Source organism: Polynucleobacter sp. AP-Latsch-80-C2 (genome assembly GCF_018882185.1).
Lineage (GTDB): Bacteria > Pseudomonadota > Gammaproteobacteria > Burkholderiales > Burkholderiaceae > Polynucleobacter.
The window spans coordinates 55,322-75,717 of sequence record NZ_JACVOY010000010.1; the positions used below are offsets into that span (position 1 = coordinate 55,322).

Here is a 20,396-nt window from a genome sequence, read left to right on the forward strand (position 1 = left end):
ATAATAAGCACAAATGACTATGAATGCACCTAAAGCCTTTGATTCAAAAGAAGATGTTGGTCACTATGTTGGCGGAAAAATGGTCAACCCTCAGGATGGACGTTTCTCGGATGTATTTAACCCCACATTAGGTTCAGTTGCCCGCAAGGTTGCCCTGGCTAGCAAAAAAGAGGTTGACGCGGCAGTAGCTACTGCTCAAAAGGCTTTTGAAACCTGGAGCCAAACGAGCCCATTGCGCCGTGCCCGCATCCTTTTTAAATATTTAGAGCTTTTAAATGCAAATCGCGATGAGCTGGCAGCGATGATTACTGCAGAGCATGGCAAAGTCTTTACCGATGCCCAGGGTGAAGTAACCCGTGGCATTGAAATTCTTGAATTTGCTACCGGCATTCCAGAATTATTAAAAGGCGACTATACAGAACAGGTTTCCACTGATATTGATAACTGGGTGATGCGTCAGCCCCTAGGTGTAGTTGCCGGCATTACGCCGTTCAACTTTCCTGTGATGGTGCCGATGTGGATGTTCCCGATGGCCATTGCTTGTGGCAATACTTTCATTCTTAAACCTAGCCCGACTGATCCCTCCGCCGCATTATTTATGGCAAAGCTTTTAAAAGATGCCGGATTGCCGGATGGCGTGTTTAACGTTGTTCAGGGTGATAAAGAAGCGGTTGATGCCTTAATTGAAAATCCAGATGTCAAAGCAGTAAGCTTTGTTGGATCTACGCCTATTGCTAACTACATCTATGAGCGTTGTGCTCATTTTGGTAAGCGTTCTCAGGCCCTAGGTGGTGCCAAGAATCATATGGTGATCATGCCTGATGCTGATATTGATAAAGCCATTGATGCATTAGTCGGTGCCGCGTACGGTTCGGCTGGAGAGCGTTGTATGGCCATCTCTGTTGCGGTACTCGTTGGTGATGTCGCTGAGAAGATCATGCCAAAGCTGATCGAGCGCACCAAAACCTTAAAAGTTAAAAATGGTATGGAGCTTGATGCTGAGATGGGCCCTATTGTTAGCAAGGCCGCTTTAGAGCGCATCACTGGGTACATTGAGAGTGGCGTCGCTTCCGGCGCAAAACTCCTGGTAGACGGTCGCGGCTTAAAGGTTCCCGGAAACGAGAATGGCTTCTTCATTGGTGGCACCTTATTTGACAATGTCACTCCAGATATGAAGATTTACCTAGAAGAAATTTTTGGACCAGTACTCTCTTGCCTGCGTGTAGCCAACTTTACAGAAGCTCTCAACCTCGTAAATTCTTGTGAATTTGGTAATGGTGTTGCCTGCTTCACGAGCGATGGCAATATTGCCCGTGAATTTGCGCGTCGTGTTCAGGTTGGCATGGTTGGCATTAATGTACCTATTCCAGTGCCTATGGCATGGCATGGTTTTGGCGGCTGGAAGAAATCGATCTTTGGCGATATGCACGCCTATGGCAAAGAAGGTGTTCGCTTCTATACTAAACAAAAGAGTGTCATGCAACGTTGGCCAGAAAGCATTGCTAAAGGCGCTGAGTTTGTGATGCCAACATCGAAGTAAGTTAACGCCATACTTCAAAATAAAAAAGTGACCTCAGGGTCACTTTTTTATTGGCTACCTAAAGTGTTATTTTAGGATGTTGGGAATACTACCCTACGTTCAATTGCTCGCGCGCACAGAACAATCACCGATACCAAGGCTAAGTACACAATGGCCGTTAAGAGATAGGCCTTAAAGAACTGAAAGTTACTTGCAGCCAACTCTTGCATGCGGGCAAAAAACTCCGTGTATTGAATTAAAAAGGCAACCGAGCTATCTTTCAGGTTGCCAATCACTTGATTCGTTAAAGCAGGAACAGATAAGCGCATTACCTGAGGCAAAGTAATTAAGCGAAAGATCTGAAACGGGCTAAATCCTTGTGCAGCAGCAGCTTCCAGCTGGATAAAATTCAAACCGTTATAAGCGGTCTTTATATACGCAGCGTTATAGGCTGCGACATTGAGAGTGAATCCAATAGCGGCAACGACAAAGGGATCCATACGCAATCCCCACTGTGGCAGTCCGTAATACATCAAAAAGAGCAATACGATGAGTGGCATCCCAATAAAGAAGGAAATATAAGAATTGGTAGCCGTGCGAATAAAATAGTTCTTGCTGATGGATAGATAAAAAACGACTATACCCAGAAGCAAGCCAGTTACGCTAATTAATCCCGCCAACTTCAGAGTGTTCACCAGACCCGCCAATATCAGCGGCATCTGCGTAATCAGATCTGCTTCAAAGATCCTCCAAGCGTTCATTTAAACCCATCCTTATTACCGAAGAATGCTTGAATATCTGGATCGGAAGTATCACTTGCCAATATAGAAATTTTCTCATCAGCGCGAATCACGCCTTTATCCAAGAACATGACCGTATCAGAAATATTTTGCGCTAGTGCAAGGTCATGGGTTACACATAACATCGTGATACCAGCCTCATGAAGCCGATTGATCAGATCAGCAACATCTCGTGACATGATGGGATCTAAGGCAGATGTAGGTTCATCCAAGACCAATACCGCCGGATCCATCGCTAGAGCACGGGCAATAGCAACGCGCTGTTGCTGACCACCAGAGAGTTGCGCTGGATATTTATGCTGCTGAATAGCCATATCAAATTTTTCTAAAGTGGCTAATGCTTTCTCATCAGCTTCTGGCTTCTTCATTCCCTCAAGAACTTTCAAGGCCAAAGTGACGTTTTCTAGAACTGTTAAGTGGCTATACAAAGCAAATTGCTGAAATACAAAACCAATTTGTTTGCGCAAAGCACGGACATCAACTCCCGGACCCGCGACTTCTTTTCCACGGAAAATAATTGAACCTGATGTTGGGTTCTCTAGGCGATTAAGGCAATGCAATATGGTGGACTTACCAGAGCCGGAGGCACCCATCAGCACTCTCACTTGGCCATCTTCAACATCAAAATTAATATCTGAGAGCACTACCTGCTCACCATAGACCTTTTTTAGATCACGCACCTGAATTAACGACATCGTGCAATTCCTTCTAATTCATTATGTTGAGAGCTCATGCTTTGCCTAGCCCTGGTATTTGGTAATGTCGATTGATGAGCTGAATGCCGACCAATAGGATTCGATAAATAGCGAAATATAAAATACCAACGGCAAAATACACCTCAACACCACGTAAGGTGGTTGAAGTGAGAGCGATTGCTTGCTTGGTAATCTCCGGAATACCGACGGTATAAGCAAAAGGCGAATACTTTAGAACAGAGGTAAATTCATTAATCATGCCGGGGACAGAAAAACGCAGCATTTGGGGCAAATCAATGTACCAGAGTACTTGTAACTTGCTCAATCCCATAGCCTCACCCGCCAAGATTTCAACGGAATTGACTGAATTAAAAGCACCTCGAAATACCTCTGCAAGATAAGCCGAGGTAACAAGCCCTAAACTCATTGCCATAGCCATCAAGGGCGGCACTTTAAGGCCGACACTAGGTAAGCCAAAGTACACCATAAAAAGTAAGACCAAAACGGGTACCCCACGGAAAACATAGGTATAGGCATCAATGATGGGCGTGAGCCCAGGAATAGAGAGACGTCGTAAGCAGGCCAGAGTTAAGCCGATGACTAGACCGGTCGCACTACAAACCAAGGTAACTACTACCGTATAGGAAATTCCTTGCGCGAGTTGCGCAAGGATGTCGTAGAAATTCACTGTTGCGCCCTATTACCTAGAAATCAATTCATCCATTTATCTAGGATCGCTTTAATCTTGTCGGGACCAAGCTCTTTGAGGTATGCATCAAAATCATCGCGTAATTTAGACCCCTTAACAAAGGCAAAGCCCAATTTATCGTAACCGGTAAATACATAATCACTCTCGATCGGTAGCTTGAGTTTATTAATGTAGTTCGCTAGGACTGGCTCCTCAATAAAGGCAAGATCGATATTGCCATTTTGTAAATCAGTAATGACTTCTGTATAAGATGGATAAAGCTTCACCTTACTCAATGAATAGTAGCCTTTAGGCTCTAGCTCGTTACGAATTAAATCGTCATAAGCCATTCCGCGAGGATAGCCAATTTTATATTTCTTAAGTTCGCTTAAGTCTTTGATCTTAATATCACGATTTTTCATGCTGACTAAGTGCCAAGCGTTATCGTAATAAGGCTGAGAAAAATCCATTACTTCTTTACGCTTATCGGTAATAGAAATCCCTGAAAAGGCCACGTCAGCTTGCCCACTAGAAACTGCACCTAACATTCCTTGCCAATCATAAGGAGTTACTTTTAAGGTACAGCCACGTGCTTTGCAATAACCTTCAAAAATATCCATATCGGCACCGACAATCTTGCCGTTTTGTTCAAAGACCATTGGCGGTGAAGCAGGAGATACAGCCACCTTAATTTCTTTTGAATCATTCTTTGAACAAGCGGACAGACCCAAGGCAAAAAGCGTGGCAACTAAAAGCAGAAAAATGCGTTTCATTTACGTATCCCCGTCAAACAAGTTAGGTCCAAAAGGACGTCAGAGCAAGTATAGGGGATTTGTAAGGAGGCTTATTGGAGGGTATTTTTGAATGCTGGAATGAATGGCACAGCCATCACTTCAATACCCTCATCCCTAAGAGCTTCTGCCTCATCTAAGGTAGTTTGCCCGCGGATGCTCCGTTCTGGGGCCTCTTTGTAGTGAATTTTTCGAGCCTCCTCAGCAAAGCCGCTACCTACATCCTCAGAACGGCCCATTAAATCACGCATCCCCTTTAAAAAGGCAGCTTGAACCTGGGCTTCTAGCTGAGAATGGTCGTTGCTCGTAAGTGCCACAACATCACCACTGAGGTTGGTGTTTTCAGCCTTAGGTACAGTTAAATCTGTTGAAGAAGACTTGGCTATATGGGGGGCTGAAGGCATTCTGCTGATATCGGTGCTATCGCATACCGGGCACGCTAGTATTCCCTTATCCTGCTGAGCAAGGCAGTCCTCTTCTGAGGCAAACCACCCTTCAAAGCGATGATCTAAAGGGCAAGCAAGGTTATAAACTTTCATAAGACCTATATCGGGGCAAAAGTACTAAATTCAATACCCCTATTTTAATAGGTTTTAGCTAAGCCTATTCAATAGTCTGAGGCTTTACCAGACCACGTCTATAGCGATCTAACCAATATGCAGAGATCGTGGTCTTAACATCAGTGATCTCCCCCTCTTCCACCCAAGTAATGAGTTGCTCTAAGGGAGCTGCAAATACGTCCAAAAATTCCTCATCATCCAACTTGCTTTTGCCTGGCACTAAGTCCTCAGCAAGATAAATATCGATTAACTCGGTTGAATAAGAAATGACTGGATGAATGCGGCGAATATAGCTCCATTTTTTAGCGGTATAGCCTGTCTCTTCTTCAAGCTCACGTTTAGCGCACAAAAGGTGATCCTCACCAATCTCCAACTTGCCAGCAGGAATCTCAATGCAGGCCTTTGATATTGGATAACGATACTGACGCTCTAAAAGAACTCTGCCATCATCCAATATGGCGACTATTGCTACTGCGCCAGGATGCGTTAAATATTCACGGACAGCCTCCTGACCATCCGGCAGTAAAATTTTATCGCGCTTCATATGCAAAAAGATGCCGCCATAGATATCCTCGCCAGAGATACGGTCTTCACGCAAGTGCTGGTCACCAGTAGGCAAATCTTTAAATGATTTTTCAGTCATGGTGCGCTAGCTTTCGTTTAATGAAACATTCATCTTGCAAAAAATAAATGACGATTTAATGACAAACTTTAAATAATAAAGGCCCCAAATTGGAGCCCTTATTCATTGCTGGTGAGCTTCTTAAGATCCCAGTAAGGTTCTGCGCATTGCATCCAAACAGAGACTCATTAGGCCCGCAGGAACTATTCCGATGACCAGAACCAAGATACTATTTAAACCCAAAATGCCTTTAGCAAAACCTGATCCAGTAACGGTGATTTCATGATCGGGCTGATCAAAGTACATTACCTTCACTACGCGCAAGTAGTAAAAAGCACCTACCAAAGATGCAAGGACCGCTATCACCGCTAAGAAAGTGTGTTCTGCATCAACCAAAGCTTCCAAGACACCAAGCTTAGCCGCAAAACCTACCGTTGGTGGAATACCGGCTAAGGAGAACATCATTACCAATCCAATAAATGCAAACCAAGGATGGGTTTTATTTAAACCCTTCAGTCCATCTAAAGTTTCGCAATCGTAACCCTTGCGAGATAAGATCATCAATAAACCGAAAGTACCCAATGTTGTTAGAACATAGGTAATGGCATAAAACATTGAAGCACTAAAAGCATGATCGTCAAATACTGAAAGCATACCCAAGAGGACAAAGCCCATTTGCGCAATAGCTGAATAAGCTAACATGCGCTTGATATTGGTTTGGGCAATAGCAGTAACGTTACCAACCACCAGAGAAAGAACAGCGAGCAAGACCAACATCGGCTGCCAATCACCTAAGAGTGGCAATAAGGTATTGACTAGCAAGCGGAATAACAAAGCAAAGGCCGCTAATTTTGGTGCAGCTGCAATCATCAAGGTCACTGCAGTTGGAGCGCCTTGATAGACATCGGGCACCCACATATGGAAAGGTACAACCCCTAATTTGAATGCTAGGCCAGCAACAATAAATACCAGACCAAATGCCATTACGAGATGGTTGATGCGCGGATCGGCGACTATTTTGAAGATCTCAATGAGATCCAATGAGCCTGTCACGCCATAGAGCATCGACATGCCATATAGCAAGAAACCAGAAGCCAAAGCCCCCAAGATAAAGTATTTAATTGCCGCTTCTACACTCTTTTCACTACTATGGCGCATAGCAACCAATGCATACATTGGCAAAGCCATAAGCTCTAAGCCGAGATACAAGGTCAATAAGTTGGCCCCCGAGATCAAGACCATCTGACCTAGCAAAGCCAGCAAAGCTAGAACAATGAAGTCTGGGCGGAACATGCCGCGATCTTGGAGATATTTCTTAGAATAAATCAGGCTTACCAATACCGCACCACAAGAACAAGCCTTTAATAAATTTGAAAATGGGTCTGATTGAAACAAGCCATTCATAGCAACCAGAGAAACGTCACCCATGCGGCCTACAAATAAAAATATCAAGTAAGCCAATAAGATGATCGAGAAGAAATATACAAAGCCTACGCCACGTGGTGTATGAAATACGTCTTGCTCTACCCTAGGTGTTGAGCTTGGGTTCTCACGTACATAAACACTTAGCACTAACAGTAGGCAGGTGACTATGAGTAAAACGAGTTCTGGCAGGATGGCGTATAGGTCGAATGCTTGCATTTGCTTTTACTCAGAGTTTGCTAACAGCAACATGCTGTAACAGATTAATGACTGCAGGATGAATAATGTCAGTAAACGGTTTTGGATAAACGCCCATTCCAATGACACAAATCGTTAAGACGGCCATCATGAAATACTCACGGCCATTGAGATCTTTTAATACTTCAACGTGGGTATTTGTAATGGCGCCAAAGAACACGCGCTTCACCATCCACAAAGAATAGGCAGCACCCAGAATTAATGCTGTTGCAGCCAAGATGCCGATTACAAAGTCATAATCAACTGCTGCCAGAATGACCATGAATTCACCAACGAAACCAGAAGTCGCTGGCAATCCACAATTTGCCATCGCCATCAATACTGCAAAAGCAGTAAATGCTGGCATCCGATGCACTACGCCGCCGTAATCTGCAATTTGACGGGTATGCATGCGGTCATACAAGACACCAATCGACAAGAACATGGCACCCGCTACAAAGCCGTGGGAAATCATCTGAACGATACCGCCTTCGATACCCAAAGGACTAAAGAGGAAGAAACCAAGCGTGACAAAACCCATGTGTGCTACAGAGGAATATGCGACCAGCTTTTTCATATCCTTCTGTACCAATGCAACGGCACCGACATAAATCACCGCCACCAATGACAGGAAAATAATGAACGGGCCAAGATATTGACTTGCATCTGGAGCAATAGGCAACGAGAAGCGCAAGAAACCATAGGCACCGAGCTTCAACATGATGGCTGCCAACACTACAGAACCGCCAGTTGGGGCCTCTACGTGGACGTCCGGCAACCAGGTATGCAAGGGCCACATTGGAACCTTCACCGCAAATGCCATAAAGAATGCTGCGAATAACAATATTTGCTCAACTATATCTAAGCGGGCATTTTGCCAGGCCAAGATATCAAAGGTATTGGTCACGTTATAGAGATAAAGCATGGCAACCAAAGTTAACAATGAGCCAAGCAATGTGTATAAGAAGAATTTAAACGCCGCATAAATACGATTGTGTCCGCCCCAAACGCCGATGATGATGTACATCGGGATCAAAGTTGCCTCAAAGAAGACGTAGAACAATAAGGCATCAAGGGCGCAGAAAACACCAATCATCAATCCTGAGAGGATCATGAATGAAGCAAAATATTGCGACACCTTGGTATCAATCACTTCCCAGGCGGCGATCACAACAAAAATATTAATAAATGCTGTAAGGACAATAAACCAGACCGAGATTCCATCTATGCCAAGATAGTAGTTAATGTCGTAACGAGGAATCCAGCTTACCTTCTCTACAAACTGCATTCCAGAATTGGCAATATCAAAGTTTAGGATGAGAGGAAGCGTGGCAATAAAGCTGATGACAGCACCGATGAGTGCTAACCAGCGAACACCAGCGGATGGCTTCTCAGACCCATAAAACAAAATAATGAGTCCAAAAATAATCGGGGTCCAAATGGCATAAGAAAGAATCATAGTGGCTACTTAAGTAACAAAGGCCTATCGAACAAAAGGCAGGTAAGCGTACAAAACCCAAGCTAACAATACCGCCAGGCCTGCAATCATTGCAAACGCGTAGTGATATAGATAGCCGGATTGCAAATGGCGAATCACACCAGCAAAGCGCCCTACTGCATGCGCACTGCCATTAACAAAAAAACCATCAATTACCTTCTGGTCACCGCGATGCCATAAGATACCGCCGATCCACAGCAAGCCCTTTGCAAATACAGCCTGGTTTAAATCATCAAGATAGTATTTGTTATCAAATAATTTTTTGATTGGCGCAAATGTTTCTGCAACCTTAGTGGGCAACTTAGGAACCCAAAGATAACCAATAGCAGCAGTTAAAACACCTAGCACTACAAGCAAAAATACAGGCGAGGTAAATGCATGAATAGCCATTGCAATCGGACCATGGAATTCATCTTCTAGTTCTTTCATCACCGGATGACGTGCTATGTCTATAAAGATAGAGTCGCCAAAGTAAGTTCCAAATAACAGTGGCGTAATCGTGTAGAACCCAATAATCACCGATGGGATTGCCAACAAAATTAATGGCACCGTGACTACTGCTGGCGATTCATGCGGCTTTTCACCTGGTGCTAAACCGTGATGAGCATGATCGTCGCCCTGCTCTGCATGAGCATGATGATCATGGCTATCCGCATGACCCCAACGGGCTTTCCCATGGAACACCCAGAAATACAAACGGAATGAATATAAAGCAGTAACAAACACGCTTGCCATAACAGCAAAGTAGGCAAAACCGGAGCCGGCGATATGGCTAGCAGCTACAGCCTCAATGATGGAGTCTTTAGAGTAAAAGCCGGAGAAGAAAGGCGTCCCAATCAATGCAAGATTACCCAATAACATCATTAAGCAAGTTATCGGCATGTATTTCCAAAGGCCGCCCATTTTGCGCATATCTTGCTCATGGTGCATTCCCAAAATAACGCTACCCGCCGCAAGGAACAACAAAGCCTTGAAGAATGCATGGGTCATTAAATGGAAGATGGCAACGGGATAGGCAGAAACGCCCAGCGCTACAGTCATATAACCCAACTGAGATAGTGTCGAGTAGGCAACTACGCGCTTGATATCGGTCTGCACAATGCCGAGGAAGCCCATAAAGAGCGCCGTAATAGAACCAATAATCAAGATGAAGCTCAGAGCAACATCAGACAATTCAAATAACGGTGACATGCGTGAAACCATAAAGATGCCGGCAGTCACCATGGTTGCAGCGTGAATCAAAGCAGAAATCGGGGTTGGGCCTTCCATGGAGTCAGGCAACCAAACATGTAATGGGAATTGCGCTGATTTACCCATAGCACCAATAAAGAGGCAAATACAAATTACCGTCATCAAATTCCAACTAGTACCAGGCAATGTTTGCGCTGCTAAGGCAGTATTTTGAGAAAAGATAACGTCGTATTGCATTGAACCGGTACTTGCTAATATCAGTCCAATTCCTAAAATGAATCCAAAGTCACCGACACGATTAACCAGGAAGGCTTTCATGTTGGCAAACACTGCTGATTGACGCTCAAAATAAAAGCCAATCAGAAGATAGGACACAACACCCACTGCTTCCCAGCCAAAGAAAAGCTGCAAGAGGTTATTGCTCATGACCAACATCAACATGGCAAAGGTAAATAAAGATATATAGGAGAAAAAGCGGTTGTAACCCTCTTCTCCTTGCATATAGCCAATGGTGTAAATGTGAACCATTAAAGAGACAAAGGTCACAACACACATCATCGTTGCGGTTAAGGGATCTATGAGAAAGCCAATATCTAAATTGAGCTCACCTAGCTGCATCCAACGATACACAGTGCCGTTAAAGTAAAAACCATCCATCACTTGCACTAAGACGTTGCAAGAGAGTACAAACGCAATCGTTACGCCCAAGATGGTCACAAATTGACTTGCGCCATGACCAATACGGTTACCACCTAATTTGGTACCAAAGAAGCCCGCAATGATGGAGCCCACTAATGGGGCCAGCGGAATTGCACAGAGAATAGGAATGTTGAGGGTCAATTGCATGACTAGCCTTTTAGGTGGTCAAGATCATCGGCATTGATGGTGTCAACCTTACGGAAGAGCACAACCAAGATTGCCAAACCGATAGCTGCTTCAGCAGCTGCCACAGTCAGAATAAAGAATACAAATACTTGGCCTGCCATGTCACCCAAATAATGCGAGAAGGCAACAAAATTCATATTGACCGAGAGCAACATGAGCTCAATTGCCATCAATAAAACGATGACATTTTTACGATTCAAGAAAATCCCGATAACACTAGTAGCGAATAAGATCGCACTCAGAACTAAATAGTGAGCAAGAGTGATATTCATTTCTTCTCCCCTCTAACATCTTGCTTTGCAGCCATATCTGAATCCATCTTCACAATGCGCATGCGATCAGCGGCAACTACATTGACTTGCTCATGAATATTTTGGGCTTTTGAATCTTTACGATTGCGCAGCGTTAATGCAACGGCAGCAATAATAGCGACCAGCAAAATAACACCGGCCACTTCAAAGGCATACACATAATCAACAAAAATCAGCATGCCCAGAGCCTGAGTATTGTTTGCCATCATTTCTTCAGGCATGGGTTGCACTGGAGCAGTGGTACCAATAAAGCTGCGAATAATCACTATGGAGAGCTCAAGCACAATCACAGCACCCATCAAAAAGGCTACTGGGAGGAACTTTCTAAAGTCTCGACGTAAATGCTCCAAATCGAGATCAAGCATCATGACCACAAAAAGGAATAAGACCATGACAGCGCCGACGTAAACCAGTATTAAAGCCAAGCTAAGGAATTCTGCTTTCAAGAGCATCCACAGTCCTGAGGCACAGAAAAAAGCAAGAACTAAAAACAAGGCAGCATGAACTGGGTTACGAGCAGTTATTACGCGCAAGGCAGAAATAACTAAGAGTCCTGCAAAGCCGTAAAAGAAAACGGCGAATAAGGTAGATGGATCGAATGTCATATGTATTTGTGCTTTATTCGATTAGCGGTAAGGTGCATCAATAGCACGGTTAGCAGCAATATCTTTTTCATACTTATCACCTACCGCTAAAAGCATCTCTTTAGTGAAATACAAATCACCGCGCTTGTCGCCAAAGTATTCAAAAATATTAGTTTCAACAATCGCATCAACTGGGCAGGCTTCTTCACAGAAACCACAGAAAATACATTTTGTTAAATCAATGTCATAACGGCTCGTGCGACGAGTACCATCATCACGCTCAGCTGTTTCGATGGTGATTGCATAGGCTGGGCATACTGCCTCACAAAGTTTGCATCCAATACAGCGTTCTTCGCCATTCTCGTAGCGACGCAAAGCATGTAGGCCGCGAAAACGAGGTGACAAAGGGGTCTTTTCTTCGGGATACTGAATGGTGATCTTTGGCTTAAAGAGATAACGACCGGTAATGGACATGCCAGTCAAGATGTCTTTAAGCATCAAGCTATCGAGGAATTGGGAAATTTTCTTAAACATGATTGGTCAACTTATTTCCAAATATTCCATGGGGAAACAACCCAGGCGCCGATAACAACCACCCAGAAGACTGAGATGGGAATAAAAATTTTCCAGCCTAAACGCATGATTTGGTCATAGCGATAACGCGGCAATGTGGCACGCAGCCAAATTACGCAGGATAAGAGGAAAAATGTTTTTCCAAATAACCAGAAGAAGCCTGGAATATCGCGCAAGATTGGCAGATCAACAATGGGTAGCCAGCCACCCAAGAACATGATTGAGGCAACAGCTGCAATCAAGATCATGTTGGCATATTCTGCCAAGAAGAACATTGCAAAGGACATGCCTGAATACTCAACCATGTGCCCAGCCACAATCTCAGACTCCCCTTCGACAACGTCAAATGGGTGACGATTGGTTTCTGCGACTCCAGAGATGAAGTAGATCAAGAACATTGGCAATAAAGGCAACCAGTTCCAGGATAAGAAATTGAGGCCCAAACTAGCAAAGTACCCTTGCTCTTGAGAGGCAACGATCGTACTGAGATTGAGCGAACCAGAAGTCAGTAACACCGTAACCAAAGCAAAGCCCATAGCAATCTCATAAGAGATCATCTGCGCAGAAGCTCGCATTGCGCCCAAGAAAGGATATTTAGAGTTAGATGACCAGCCAGCAAGAATCACGCCATAAACACCAATGGATGAAATAGCCATGATGTACAAAAGACCAGCATTGACATCGGCAAGCACCATCTTTGCCTGAAATGGAATTACCGCCCATGCTGCAAAAGCAGGCATGATCACCATAATCGGTGCAATAAAGTAAAGAACCTTACTAGCCTGTGCCGGAGCAATAATTTCTTTTAATAAAAGCTTTAAAGCGTCTGCAATTGGTTGCAGGAGACCTAATGGACCCACACGATTTGGTCCGAGTCGGATATGCATCCAGCCAATTAACTTACGCTCCCAGAGTGTTAGGTAGGCAACGCATCCAAACATCGGCAACACAATAATGACGATGCGCACCAAGGCCCATACAAGCGGCCAAAGAGAACCAAAAATAGCCTCACCATGGGTGGTAACGAGGTTCAAGAAATTATCCATCTCGTCCCTTACGCCTTACTAACGGTTACAGGACCAAACATGGATCCTAATTTCGTACTAGCCGTAGTTCCAGCAGAAATACGCACGGCACCAGGCGCTAAATTGATTTCAAGGGTCGCAGGTAACACGACAGATTGATTATCTTGAGTAACGCAAATAGCATCGCCCTCATTCAATCCCAGTTCAGAGAAAATCTTCTGGCCCATCCCAATTTGATTGCCACGTTTAGCATCGCGCGTTAGTTGCAATGCTGAGGAGCGACGAACAATTTGATCGCCGGCATATATATTGACATCAGTAATACGCTCTAGACCAGAGTGCGGGGCTAGATTTCCATTGACGAGCGTATTGGCACTAGATTGGTTATTCAATTTGGCGCAATAGTTATCACCCAGGGCTTCACCCAATACCTCTTCAGGCATATTGAATAAAAAGCCGTCTAAGTTCAATAGGCCACCCAATACTCGCAACACCTTCCATGCTGGTCGTGAATCACCCAAAGGTTTTACAGACGGCTGAATAGTTTGCACTCGACCTTCTGCATTTACAAAGGTAGAGACTGTTTCTGTAAAAGTGGAGATTGGCAAGATGACATCAGCGACTTCAAGCAGATCAGCACTCTTAAAGGCAGTTAAAGCAATCACAGTATTGGCCTTAGCTAAAGCAGCACGCGCAAGTGCAGGATTGGGTAAATCAGAATCAGGCTCAATGTTCATCAGCACTACTGCACGGCGATCACCTGAGAGAACTGATTGGACCCCTGCTCCATTGGCATTCACGAGTGATGCGCCAACGGCATTTCCACCTACTGGCAAGAAGCCAAAAGTAGCGCCTGTTTGTTCGGCAATAAATTGAGCCAAAACATGCAAATCTGATGCATGTGGATGAGAAATCGCAGCAGAGCCCAGCAATACTGCCGAAGAAGATCCAGAGAGCAGACTATCCGCAATTTGTTGAGCTTGAGTAGAGATAGGTAAATTGAATGTGCCGACTGGTACAGATACCGATTTCGCCTTCGCAATGGCTATGGTCACTTCGCTTAATGCATTCAACCATCCGCTTGGTGCAGCAGCGATACCTTTACTGGCAATTAACCAGTCATCACCGCCCGCATCAATACGCGTTACCTGCAAACCACGCTTGCTAGCAGTACGAATACGTGCAGCAATCACAGGCTGATCTTTGCGTAAGAAGCTGCCAATGATCAAGGCGCGGTCTAACTCGCTTAACTTGGTAATTGGCATACCTAGCCAAGGCGCGCTTGAGGCTCCGGCTATATCAGTTTGACGCAAACGGGTTTCGACTTGATTTGATCCCAGGCCACGAATCAGCTTTTGTAAAAGGTGCAATTCTTCAGTACTAGATATAGGATGTGCCAAAGCACCAATGGACTCAGCACCACTCTCTGCAGCAATCGTCTTCAAGGAATGGGCAATATAATCCAACGCAGACTGCCAGTCCGTCTCCAACCACTGACCACCCTGTTTAACCATTGGCGTCGTAATGCGGTCTGCACTATTTAAACCCTCATAAGAAAAGCGATCGCGATCGCTAATCCAGCATTCGTTGATTGCCTCATTTTCAAGGGCAACAACACGCATCACTTTATTGGCTTTTGTCTGAACAGTAGTGTTTGCACCCAAGCTATCGTGCGGACTCACTGAGCGCTTACGACCCAATTCCCAGGTCCGAGCGGCGTAACGAAATGGTTTGCTTGTTAATGCGCCAACAGGACATATATCAATCATGTTTCCAGAGAGCTCTGAATCCACTGTTTGACCCACAAAGGTGGTGATCTCAGAATGCTCGCCACGATTAATCATGCCAAGCTCCATTACACCGGCAACTTCTTGACCGAAACGAACGCAACGTGTGCAATGAATGCAACGTGACATTTCCTGCATGGAAATTAATGGGCCTACGTTCTTATGAAATACGACGCGCTTCTCTTCTTCATAGCGAGAATTTGACTTTCCATAACCAACAGCTAAATCCTGTAACTGACACTCACCACCCTGGTCACAAATTGGGCAATCTAATGGGTGGTTAATCAATAAAAATTCCATTACGGAACGCTGCGCTTCAACTGCTTTAGCTGAATGCGTAAATACTTTCATTCCCTGCGTCACTGGGGTTGCGCAAGCTGGCAAAGGTTTTGGTGCCTTTTCAACTTCTACTAAACACATACGACAATTAGCAGCAATGGATAATTTCTTGTGATAGCAAAAGTGAGGAATATAAGTACCGATTTTGTTCGCGGCGTACATCACCATCGAACCTTGCGGAACTTCTACTGCCTTACCATCTAATTCGATTTCAACCATGCTCACTTTAAGATGTCCCGTGCTCAATAACTTATAAAGGTTTTGCAGAATCTAAGCAGCGCTTATGTTCTACGTGATACGCAAATTCATCCATGTAATGCTTCAACATACCGCGCACTGGCATTGCAGCCGCATCACCTAATGCGCAAATGGTACGACCTTGAATATTGGCCGCTACATCATTAAGCAGATCCATGTCCTCAGGATGACCCTGGCCATGTTCAATGCGATGCACAATGCGCCATAACCAACCAGTGCCTTCGCGACAAGGAGTGCACTGACCACATGATTCTTCATGATAGAAATAAGACAAACGCTCTAATGCACGAACCATGCAGCGTGTTTCATTCATGACGATGACAGCGCCTGAACCCAACATCGATCCAGCTTTAGCGATACTGTCGTAATCCATCGTCAAATCCATCATTTGTGCGCCAGGAATTACTGGGGCTGATGATCCACCGGGAATGACCGCTTTTAAAGCTATGCCATCGCGCATACCCCCGGCGAGTTTCAAGAGCTCAGCAAAAGGGGTGCCCAATGGAATCTCATAATTGCCGGGATGCACTACATCACCCGAGACAGAGAAAATCTTTGTGCCGCCATTATTTGGCTTGCCTAGGTCTAAATAAGCTTGACCACCAATCGCCAAAATAAAGGGTACTGCAGCAAATGTTTCTGTGTTGTTGATTGTGGTTGGCTTGCCATACAAACCAAAACTGGCCGGGAATGGTGGTTTGAAGCGCGGCTGGCCTTTTTTACCTTCCAAAGATTCCAACAAGGCAGTTTCTTCCCCGCAAATGTAAGCGCCCCAACCTGGAGAAGCATGAAGTTGGAATGAAAAATCACTTCCTAAAATCTTATCGCCGAGTAAACCAGCGGCACGAGCTTCTTCCAATGCCTCTTCGAAGCGTGAATACACTTCCCAGATTTCACCATGGATATAGTTATATCCAGTAGTGATACCCATGGTGTATGCACCAATGATCATGCCTTCAATCAAAGCATGCGGGTTGTAACGCATGATGTCGCGGTCTTTAAAAGTACCCGGCTCACCTTCGTCGCTATTACAAACTAAATATTTTTGCCCGGGAAATTGACGTGGCATGAAGCTCCACTTCAAGCCCGTTGGGAATCCAGCGCCACCACGACCACGTAATGATGATGCTTTTAATTCAGCAATGATGGAATCTGGCGCAACCTTATCGTTAATTAAACGACGTAACTGCTGATAACCGCCACGGCTCTCATAATCTTTTAAACGCCAGTTATCGCCATTTAATCCAGCGAGAATTAATGGCTTGATATGACGATCGTGCAAGCTAGTCATGCTGCTTTCCCTTCTGCACGGAGCTCATTTAATAGAGCATCAATTTTTTCTTTACTCATAAAGCTACACATCCGCTTGTCATTCACGAGCATTACCGGTGAATCGCCGCATGCCCCCATGCACTCACCCTCTTTTAAGGTGAAGTTACCGCAGGGAGTTGTTTCGTTGTAGCCGATACCCAAAGTTTCCTTTAAGTAAGTCGCTGCAGTTTCACCATGGGTTAACTGACAAGGTAAATTTGTACAAATAACAAGCTTGTATTTCCCAATTGGTTTGGTGTTGTACATGTTGTAGAAAGTAGCGACTTCCTCAACTGCAATCGTTGGCATTTCCAAGATTTGCGCAACAGTAGCAATAACTTCAGGAGATACCCAACCTAGTTCAGTCTGGGCAGCAATCAATGAAGCCATCACAGCAGATTGCTTTTGCTCTGGTGGATATTTAGCGACGTTACGGGCAATATCCGCCAGCGTTTTATCGGAAAGTTGAAGGGTTGTTGTCATTAAATAATCCTTGGCACGCTCAATTAGCGGTCAATCTCCCCAAACACAATATCTTGGGTACCAATAATGGTGACCGCATCAGCCAACATGTGGCCACGTGACATCTCGTCCATTGCTGAAAGATGTACAAAACCAGGGGCACGAATCTTCATCCGATATGGCTTATTAGCACCATCAGAAATTAAGTAAATACCAAACTCTCCTTTTGGATGCTCAACAGCTGAATAAGCCTCGCCATTCGGAACGTGAATACCTTCAGTGAACAGTTTGAAATGGTGAATCAACTCTTCCATATTCGTTTTCATATCCACGCGCTTCGGTGGAGAAACTTTATGGTTATCACTCATGACAGGACCTGAGTTTGCTTTTAACCAAGCTACGCACTGCTTGATGATGCGATTCGATTGACGCATTTCTTCCATGCGGACCAAATATCGATCATATGAGTCACCATTTACACCTACTGGGATATCAAAGTCGAGACGGTCGTAGACTTCATATGGTTGCTTCTTACGCAGATCCCACTCGATGCCGGAGCCACGCAACATCGGACCAGTGAAGCCGAGTTGCAATGCGCGTTCAGGAGTAACAATGCCAATATTGACCAGACGCTGTTTCCAAATACGGTTGTCCGTTAAAAGATTGCAGTACTCATCTACGTTGGCATCAAAGCCATTCGTAAATTGTTCAATGAAATCCAGCAAACTGCCACTACGGTTTTCATTTAGACGTTTGATAGCAGATGCGCTACGAATCTTGGAATTACTGTACTGAGCCATCTGCTCAGGTAAATCTCGATAAACACCACCTGGACGGTAGTAGGCAGCATGCATGCGCGCACCAGATACTGCCTCGTACATATCAAAGATATCTTCACGATCACGGAATGCATACAAGAATACTGCCATCGCACCTACGTCTAGACCGTGACAGCCAATCCACAGGAGATGATTTAATAAACGTGTCAACTCGTCATACATCACGCGGATATATTGAGCACGCAAGGGAACGTCAACTTGCAATAACTTTTCAATGGCTAGGACATAAGCATGCTCATTGGACATCATTGACACATAATCCAAGCGATCCATGTAAGGAACGTTCTGAATCCAGGTGCGGGTCTCAGCTAACTTCTCTGTAGCGCGATGCAATAAACCAATATGCGGATCAGCGCGCTGGATCACCTCACCATCAAGCTCAAGCACTAAGCGTAATACGCCGTGCGCCGCAGGATGCTGAGGGCCAAAATTGAGGGTGTAGTTCTTAATTTGTGCCATGACTTAAACCGGACCTCCGTATTGCTCTTCTCGAACGATACGTGGAGTAATCTCACGCGCTTCAATAGTAACGGGCTGATAGACAACGCGCTTTAATTCTGGGTCATAACGCATTTCTACATTACCGCTAATAGGGAAATCTTTTCTAAATGGATGACCAATAAATCCATAGTCCGTCAGAATGCGACGTAAGTCTTCATGGCCGTCAAATAGGATGCCATAGAGATCAAACGCTTCACGCTCAAACCAGTTGGCTGAACTCCACACTGATGTAATGGAGGCCACCAATGGATAGCTATCATCCGGCGCAAATACGCGCACTCGCAGACGCCAGTTGTGCGCCAAAGATAATAAGTGGCTCACCACGCCAAAGCGTTGTCCACTCCAGGCACCATCCCGAAAGTCTTGGTAATCAACGCCACATAAATCAATCAACTGCTCAAATGCGAGCGAGGGATCATCGCGCAGCAGCATGGCGGATTCAAAGTAGGTATCGGCATTTACAACAACAGTAACTTCACCTAGCGCAATTTCAATCGATTGCGCGCGCTTACCTAGAACTTTTTCTAGATTGGCGGCTAACTGAACTAAACGATCTGACATAAATTAAGCCTTCCGCGCAATCGTGCTAGTGCGAGCGATCTTCGATTGCAACTGAATGATGCCGTAGATCAACGCTTCCGCAGTTGGAGGACAACCAGGCACATAGATGTCTACTGGAACGATACGATCACAACCGCGAACTACTGAATAAGAGTTATGGTAATAACCGCCACCGTTGGCACATGAGCCCATTGAGATTACCCAGCGGGGTTCAGGCATTTGGTCATATACCTTACGTAAGGCTGGTGCCATCTTATTACACAAGGTACCAGCAACAATCATGAGGTCAGACTGACGAGGAGATGGGCGGAAAACTACGCCAAAACGATCTAAGTCATAACGGGATGCGCCAGCATGCATCATCTCGACTGCGCAGCATGCCAATCCAAAAGTCATTGGCCATAAAGAACCATTACGTGTCCAGTTAATCAACTGGTCCGCTGTAGTGGTAACAAATCCTTCTTTGAGAACGCCTTCTAATGCCATATCGATCACTCCCAGTCGAGAGCGCCCTTTTTCCAGATATACACAAATCCCACAATAAATTCCAAAAGGAAAATCACCATGGAAGCGTAGCCAAGCCAACCAATGTCACGCAATGCCACACCCCAAGGGAATAGAAATGCAGTCTCTAGATCAAATAGAATAAAAAGAATGGCAATAAGGTAGTAACGCACGTCGAACTTCATACGTGCATCTTCAAAAGCTTCAAAACCACACTCATATGGTGACAGTTTTTCAGCATCAGGCTTTGAAGGAGCCAGAATTTTTCCGAGGAACATGGGGACTAAACCCACCCCAATACCTACGAGGATAAAAAGCAGAACAGGAAAGTAATTAGCGAGATTCAAAATGGTCCTGAGTCGTTCGTCCGATAAATCTTACAAGCAGCAAATTGTCAATTATTCCACTACATACAGCTTTGATTTAGAGCAAA

Annotated in this window: 21 protein-coding genes; 1 reads left to right on the forward strand and 20 read right to left on the reverse strand. The window is 44.8% G+C overall.

Annotation, left to right across the window (positions count from 1 at the left end; genetic code table 11):
- The first annotated feature begins 19 nt into the window (after positions 1-19).
- Positions 20-1,540 carry a CoA-acylating methylmalonate-semialdehyde dehydrogenase gene (locus ICN47_RS10800; RefSeq protein WP_216219994.1) on the forward strand — a complete coding sequence of 507 codons (1,521 nt, stop codon included), beginning with the start codon at positions 20-22 and terminating at the stop codon, positions 1,538-1,540.
- Between the two features lie 71 nt (positions 1,541-1,611).
- On the opposite strand, the gene ICN47_RS10805 is transcribed toward ICN47_RS10800, so the two are convergent.
- The 20 genes from ICN47_RS10805 to ICN47_RS10900 all read right to left on the reverse strand — a co-directional run bounded on the left by ICN47_RS10805 (position 1,612) and on the right by ICN47_RS10900 (position 20,310).
- Entirely contained in the window at positions 1,612-2,280 is a 669-nt protein-coding gene (locus ICN47_RS10805) for an amino acid ABC transporter permease (protein WP_216219940.1), read from the reverse strand.
- On the reverse strand, positions 2,277-3,014 hold the full coding sequence (locus tag ICN47_RS10810; protein ID WP_216219941.1) for an amino acid ABC transporter ATP-binding protein: 738 nt from the start codon (positions 3,012-3,014) through the stop codon (positions 2,277-2,279). Before ICN47_RS10810 ends, ICN47_RS10805 begins: the two co-directional genes overlap by 4 nt.
- A gap of 34 nt (positions 3,015-3,048) precedes the next feature.
- The gene (locus ICN47_RS10815; protein WP_216219942.1) at positions 3,049-3,702 is read right to left on the reverse strand and encodes an amino acid ABC transporter permease; all 654 of its coding nucleotides are present in this window, start codon (positions 3,700-3,702) and stop codon (positions 3,049-3,051) included.
- 23 nt (positions 3,703-3,725) lie between these two features.
- Positions 3,726-4,475, reverse strand: coding sequence for a transporter substrate-binding domain-containing protein (locus ICN47_RS10820; protein WP_216219943.1), 750 nt, complete (start codon positions 4,473-4,475; stop codon positions 3,726-3,728).
- A gap of 71 nt (positions 4,476-4,546) precedes the next feature.
- On the reverse strand, positions 4,547-5,032 hold the full coding sequence (locus ICN47_RS10825) for a DUF1178 family protein (protein ID WP_216219944.1): 486 nt from the start codon (positions 5,030-5,032) through the stop codon (positions 4,547-4,549).
- A gap of 64 nt (positions 5,033-5,096) precedes the next feature.
- Complete coding sequence (locus tag ICN47_RS10830; RefSeq protein WP_216219945.1) at positions 5,097-5,696, reverse strand: NUDIX domain-containing protein; 600 nt, start codon at positions 5,694-5,696, stop codon at positions 5,097-5,099.
- Positions 5,697-5,816: 120 nt separating this feature from the next.
- Positions 5,817-7,316, reverse strand: a complete 1,500-nt coding sequence (nuoN, locus tag ICN47_RS10835) for an NADH-quinone oxidoreductase subunit NuoN (protein WP_216219946.1) — start codon at positions 7,314-7,316, stop codon at positions 5,817-5,819.
- Positions 7,317-7,326: 10 nt separating this feature from the next.
- Positions 7,327-8,793 carry an NADH-quinone oxidoreductase subunit M gene (locus tag ICN47_RS10840; protein ID WP_216219947.1) on the reverse strand — a complete coding sequence of 489 codons (1,467 nt, stop codon included), beginning with the start codon at positions 8,791-8,793 and terminating at the stop codon, positions 7,327-7,329.
- Positions 8,794-8,817: 24 nt separating this feature from the next.
- Positions 8,818-10,869: an NADH-quinone oxidoreductase subunit L gene (nuoL, locus tag ICN47_RS10845; protein WP_216219948.1), complete on the reverse strand. Its 2,052-nt coding sequence runs from the start codon at positions 10,867-10,869 to the stop codon at positions 8,818-8,820.
- Between the two features lie 2 nt (positions 10,870-10,871).
- The gene (gene nuoK, locus ICN47_RS10850) at positions 10,872-11,180 is read right to left on the reverse strand and encodes an NADH-quinone oxidoreductase subunit NuoK (RefSeq protein WP_216219949.1); all 309 of its coding nucleotides are present in this window, start codon (positions 11,178-11,180) and stop codon (positions 10,872-10,874) included.
- Positions 11,177-11,824 (reverse strand): NADH-quinone oxidoreductase subunit J, encoded by a 648-nt coding sequence (locus ICN47_RS10855; RefSeq protein ID WP_216219950.1) that lies wholly within the window; start codon positions 11,822-11,824, stop codon positions 11,177-11,179. The genes nuoK and ICN47_RS10855 overlap by 4 nt, the downstream gene beginning before the upstream one ends.
- A 21-nt stretch (positions 11,825-11,845) precedes the next feature.
- Positions 11,846-12,337 (reverse strand): NADH-quinone oxidoreductase subunit NuoI, encoded by a 492-nt coding sequence (gene nuoI, locus ICN47_RS10860; RefSeq protein ID WP_215296983.1) that lies wholly within the window; start codon positions 12,335-12,337, stop codon positions 11,846-11,848.
- 11 nt (positions 12,338-12,348) lie between these two features.
- Positions 12,349-13,422 (reverse strand): NADH-quinone oxidoreductase subunit NuoH, encoded by a 1,074-nt coding sequence (nuoH, locus tag ICN47_RS10865; RefSeq protein ID WP_216219951.1) that lies wholly within the window; start codon positions 13,420-13,422, stop codon positions 12,349-12,351.
- Between the two features lie 8 nt (positions 13,423-13,430).
- Positions 13,431-15,746, reverse strand: a complete 2,316-nt coding sequence (nuoG, locus tag ICN47_RS10870; RefSeq protein ID WP_216219952.1) for an NADH-quinone oxidoreductase subunit NuoG — start codon at positions 15,744-15,746, stop codon at positions 13,431-13,433.
- A 31-nt stretch (positions 15,747-15,777) separates the two neighbouring features.
- Positions 15,778-17,076: an NADH-quinone oxidoreductase subunit NuoF gene (nuoF, locus tag ICN47_RS10875; RefSeq protein ID WP_216219953.1), complete on the reverse strand. Its 1,299-nt coding sequence runs from the start codon at positions 17,074-17,076 to the stop codon at positions 15,778-15,780.
- Entirely contained in the window at positions 17,073-17,579 is a 507-nt protein-coding gene (gene nuoE, locus ICN47_RS10880; protein ID WP_216219954.1) for an NADH-quinone oxidoreductase subunit NuoE, read from the reverse strand. Before nuoE ends, nuoF begins: the two co-directional genes overlap by 4 nt.
- Before the next feature lie 23 nt (positions 17,580-17,602).
- Positions 17,603-18,856 carry an NADH-quinone oxidoreductase subunit D gene (locus tag ICN47_RS10885; RefSeq protein ID WP_216219955.1) on the reverse strand — a complete coding sequence of 418 codons (1,254 nt, stop codon included), beginning with the start codon at positions 18,854-18,856 and terminating at the stop codon, positions 17,603-17,605.
- 3 nt (positions 18,857-18,859) lie between these two features.
- Entirely contained in the window at positions 18,860-19,459 is a 600-nt protein-coding gene (locus ICN47_RS10890) for an NADH-quinone oxidoreductase subunit C (protein ID WP_216219956.1), read from the reverse strand.
- A gap of 3 nt (positions 19,460-19,462) precedes the next feature.
- Positions 19,463-19,945, reverse strand: a complete 483-nt coding sequence (locus tag ICN47_RS10895; RefSeq protein ID WP_011902891.1) for an NADH-quinone oxidoreductase subunit B family protein — start codon at positions 19,943-19,945, stop codon at positions 19,463-19,465.
- Between the two features lie 5 nt (positions 19,946-19,950).
- Positions 19,951-20,310, reverse strand: coding sequence for an NADH-quinone oxidoreductase subunit A (locus tag ICN47_RS10900; RefSeq protein WP_012357790.1), 360 nt, complete (start codon positions 20,308-20,310; stop codon positions 19,951-19,953).
- Positions 20,311-20,396: the final 86 nt, after the last annotated feature.

Coding starts and splice junctions, on each gene's coding strand:
- ICN47_RS10800 (WP_216219994.1), top strand. CDS start 20: ATGAATGCACCTAAAGCCTTTGATTCAAAAGAAGATGTTGGTCACTAT.
- ICN47_RS10805 (WP_216219940.1), bottom strand. CDS start 2,280: ATGAACGCTTGGAGGATCTTTGAAGCAGATCTGATTACGCAGATGCCG.
- ICN47_RS10810 (WP_216219941.1), bottom strand. CDS start 3,014: ATGTCGTTAATTCAGGTGCGTGATCTAAAAAAGGTCTATGGTGAGCAG.
- ICN47_RS10820 (WP_216219943.1), bottom strand. CDS start 4,475: ATGAAACGCATTTTTCTGCTTTTAGTTGCCACGCTTTTTGCCTTGGGT.
- ICN47_RS10825 (WP_216219944.1), bottom strand. CDS start 5,032: ATGAAAGTTTATAACCTTGCTTGCCCTTTAGATCATCGCTTTGAAGGG.
- ICN47_RS10830 (WP_216219945.1), bottom strand. CDS start 5,696: ATGACTGAAAAATCATTTAAAGATTTGCCTACTGGTGACCAGCACTTG.
- nuoN (WP_216219946.1), bottom strand. CDS start 7,316: ATGCAAGCATTCGACCTATACGCCATCCTGCCAGAACTCGTTTTACTC.
- ICN47_RS10840 (WP_216219947.1), bottom strand. CDS start 8,793: ATGATTCTTTCTTATGCCATTTGGACCCCGATTATTTTTGGACTCATT.
- nuoL (WP_216219948.1), bottom strand. CDS start 10,869: ATGCAATTGACCCTCAACATTCCTATTCTCTGTGCAATTCCGCTGGCC.
- nuoK (WP_216219949.1), bottom strand. CDS start 11,180: ATGAATATCACTCTTGCTCACTATTTAGTTCTGAGTGCGATCTTATTC.
- ICN47_RS10855 (WP_216219950.1), bottom strand. CDS start 11,824: ATGACATTCGATCCATCTACCTTATTCGCCGTTTTCTTTTACGGCTTT.
- nuoI (WP_215296983.1), bottom strand. CDS start 12,337: ATGTTTAAGAAAATTTCCCAATTCCTCGATAGCTTGATGCTTAAAGAC.
- nuoH (WP_216219951.1), bottom strand. CDS start 13,422: ATGGATAATTTCTTGAACCTCGTTACCACCCATGGTGAGGCTATTTTT.
- nuoG (WP_216219952.1), bottom strand. CDS start 15,746: ATGGTTGAAATCGAATTAGATGGTAAGGCAGTAGAAGTTCCGCAAGGT.
- nuoF (WP_216219953.1), bottom strand. CDS start 17,076: ATGACTAGCTTGCACGATCGTCATATCAAGCCATTAATTCTCGCTGGA.
- nuoE (WP_216219954.1), bottom strand. CDS start 17,579: ATGACAACAACCCTTCAACTTTCCGATAAAACGCTGGCGGATATTGCC.
- ICN47_RS10885 (WP_216219955.1), bottom strand. CDS start 18,856: ATGGCACAAATTAAGAACTACACCCTCAATTTTGGCCCTCAGCATCCT.
- ICN47_RS10890 (WP_216219956.1), bottom strand. CDS start 19,459: ATGTCAGATCGTTTAGTTCAGTTAGCCGCCAATCTAGAAAAAGTTCTA.
- ICN47_RS10895 (WP_011902891.1), bottom strand. CDS start 19,945: ATGGCATTAGAAGGCGTTCTCAAAGAAGGATTTGTTACCACTACAGCG.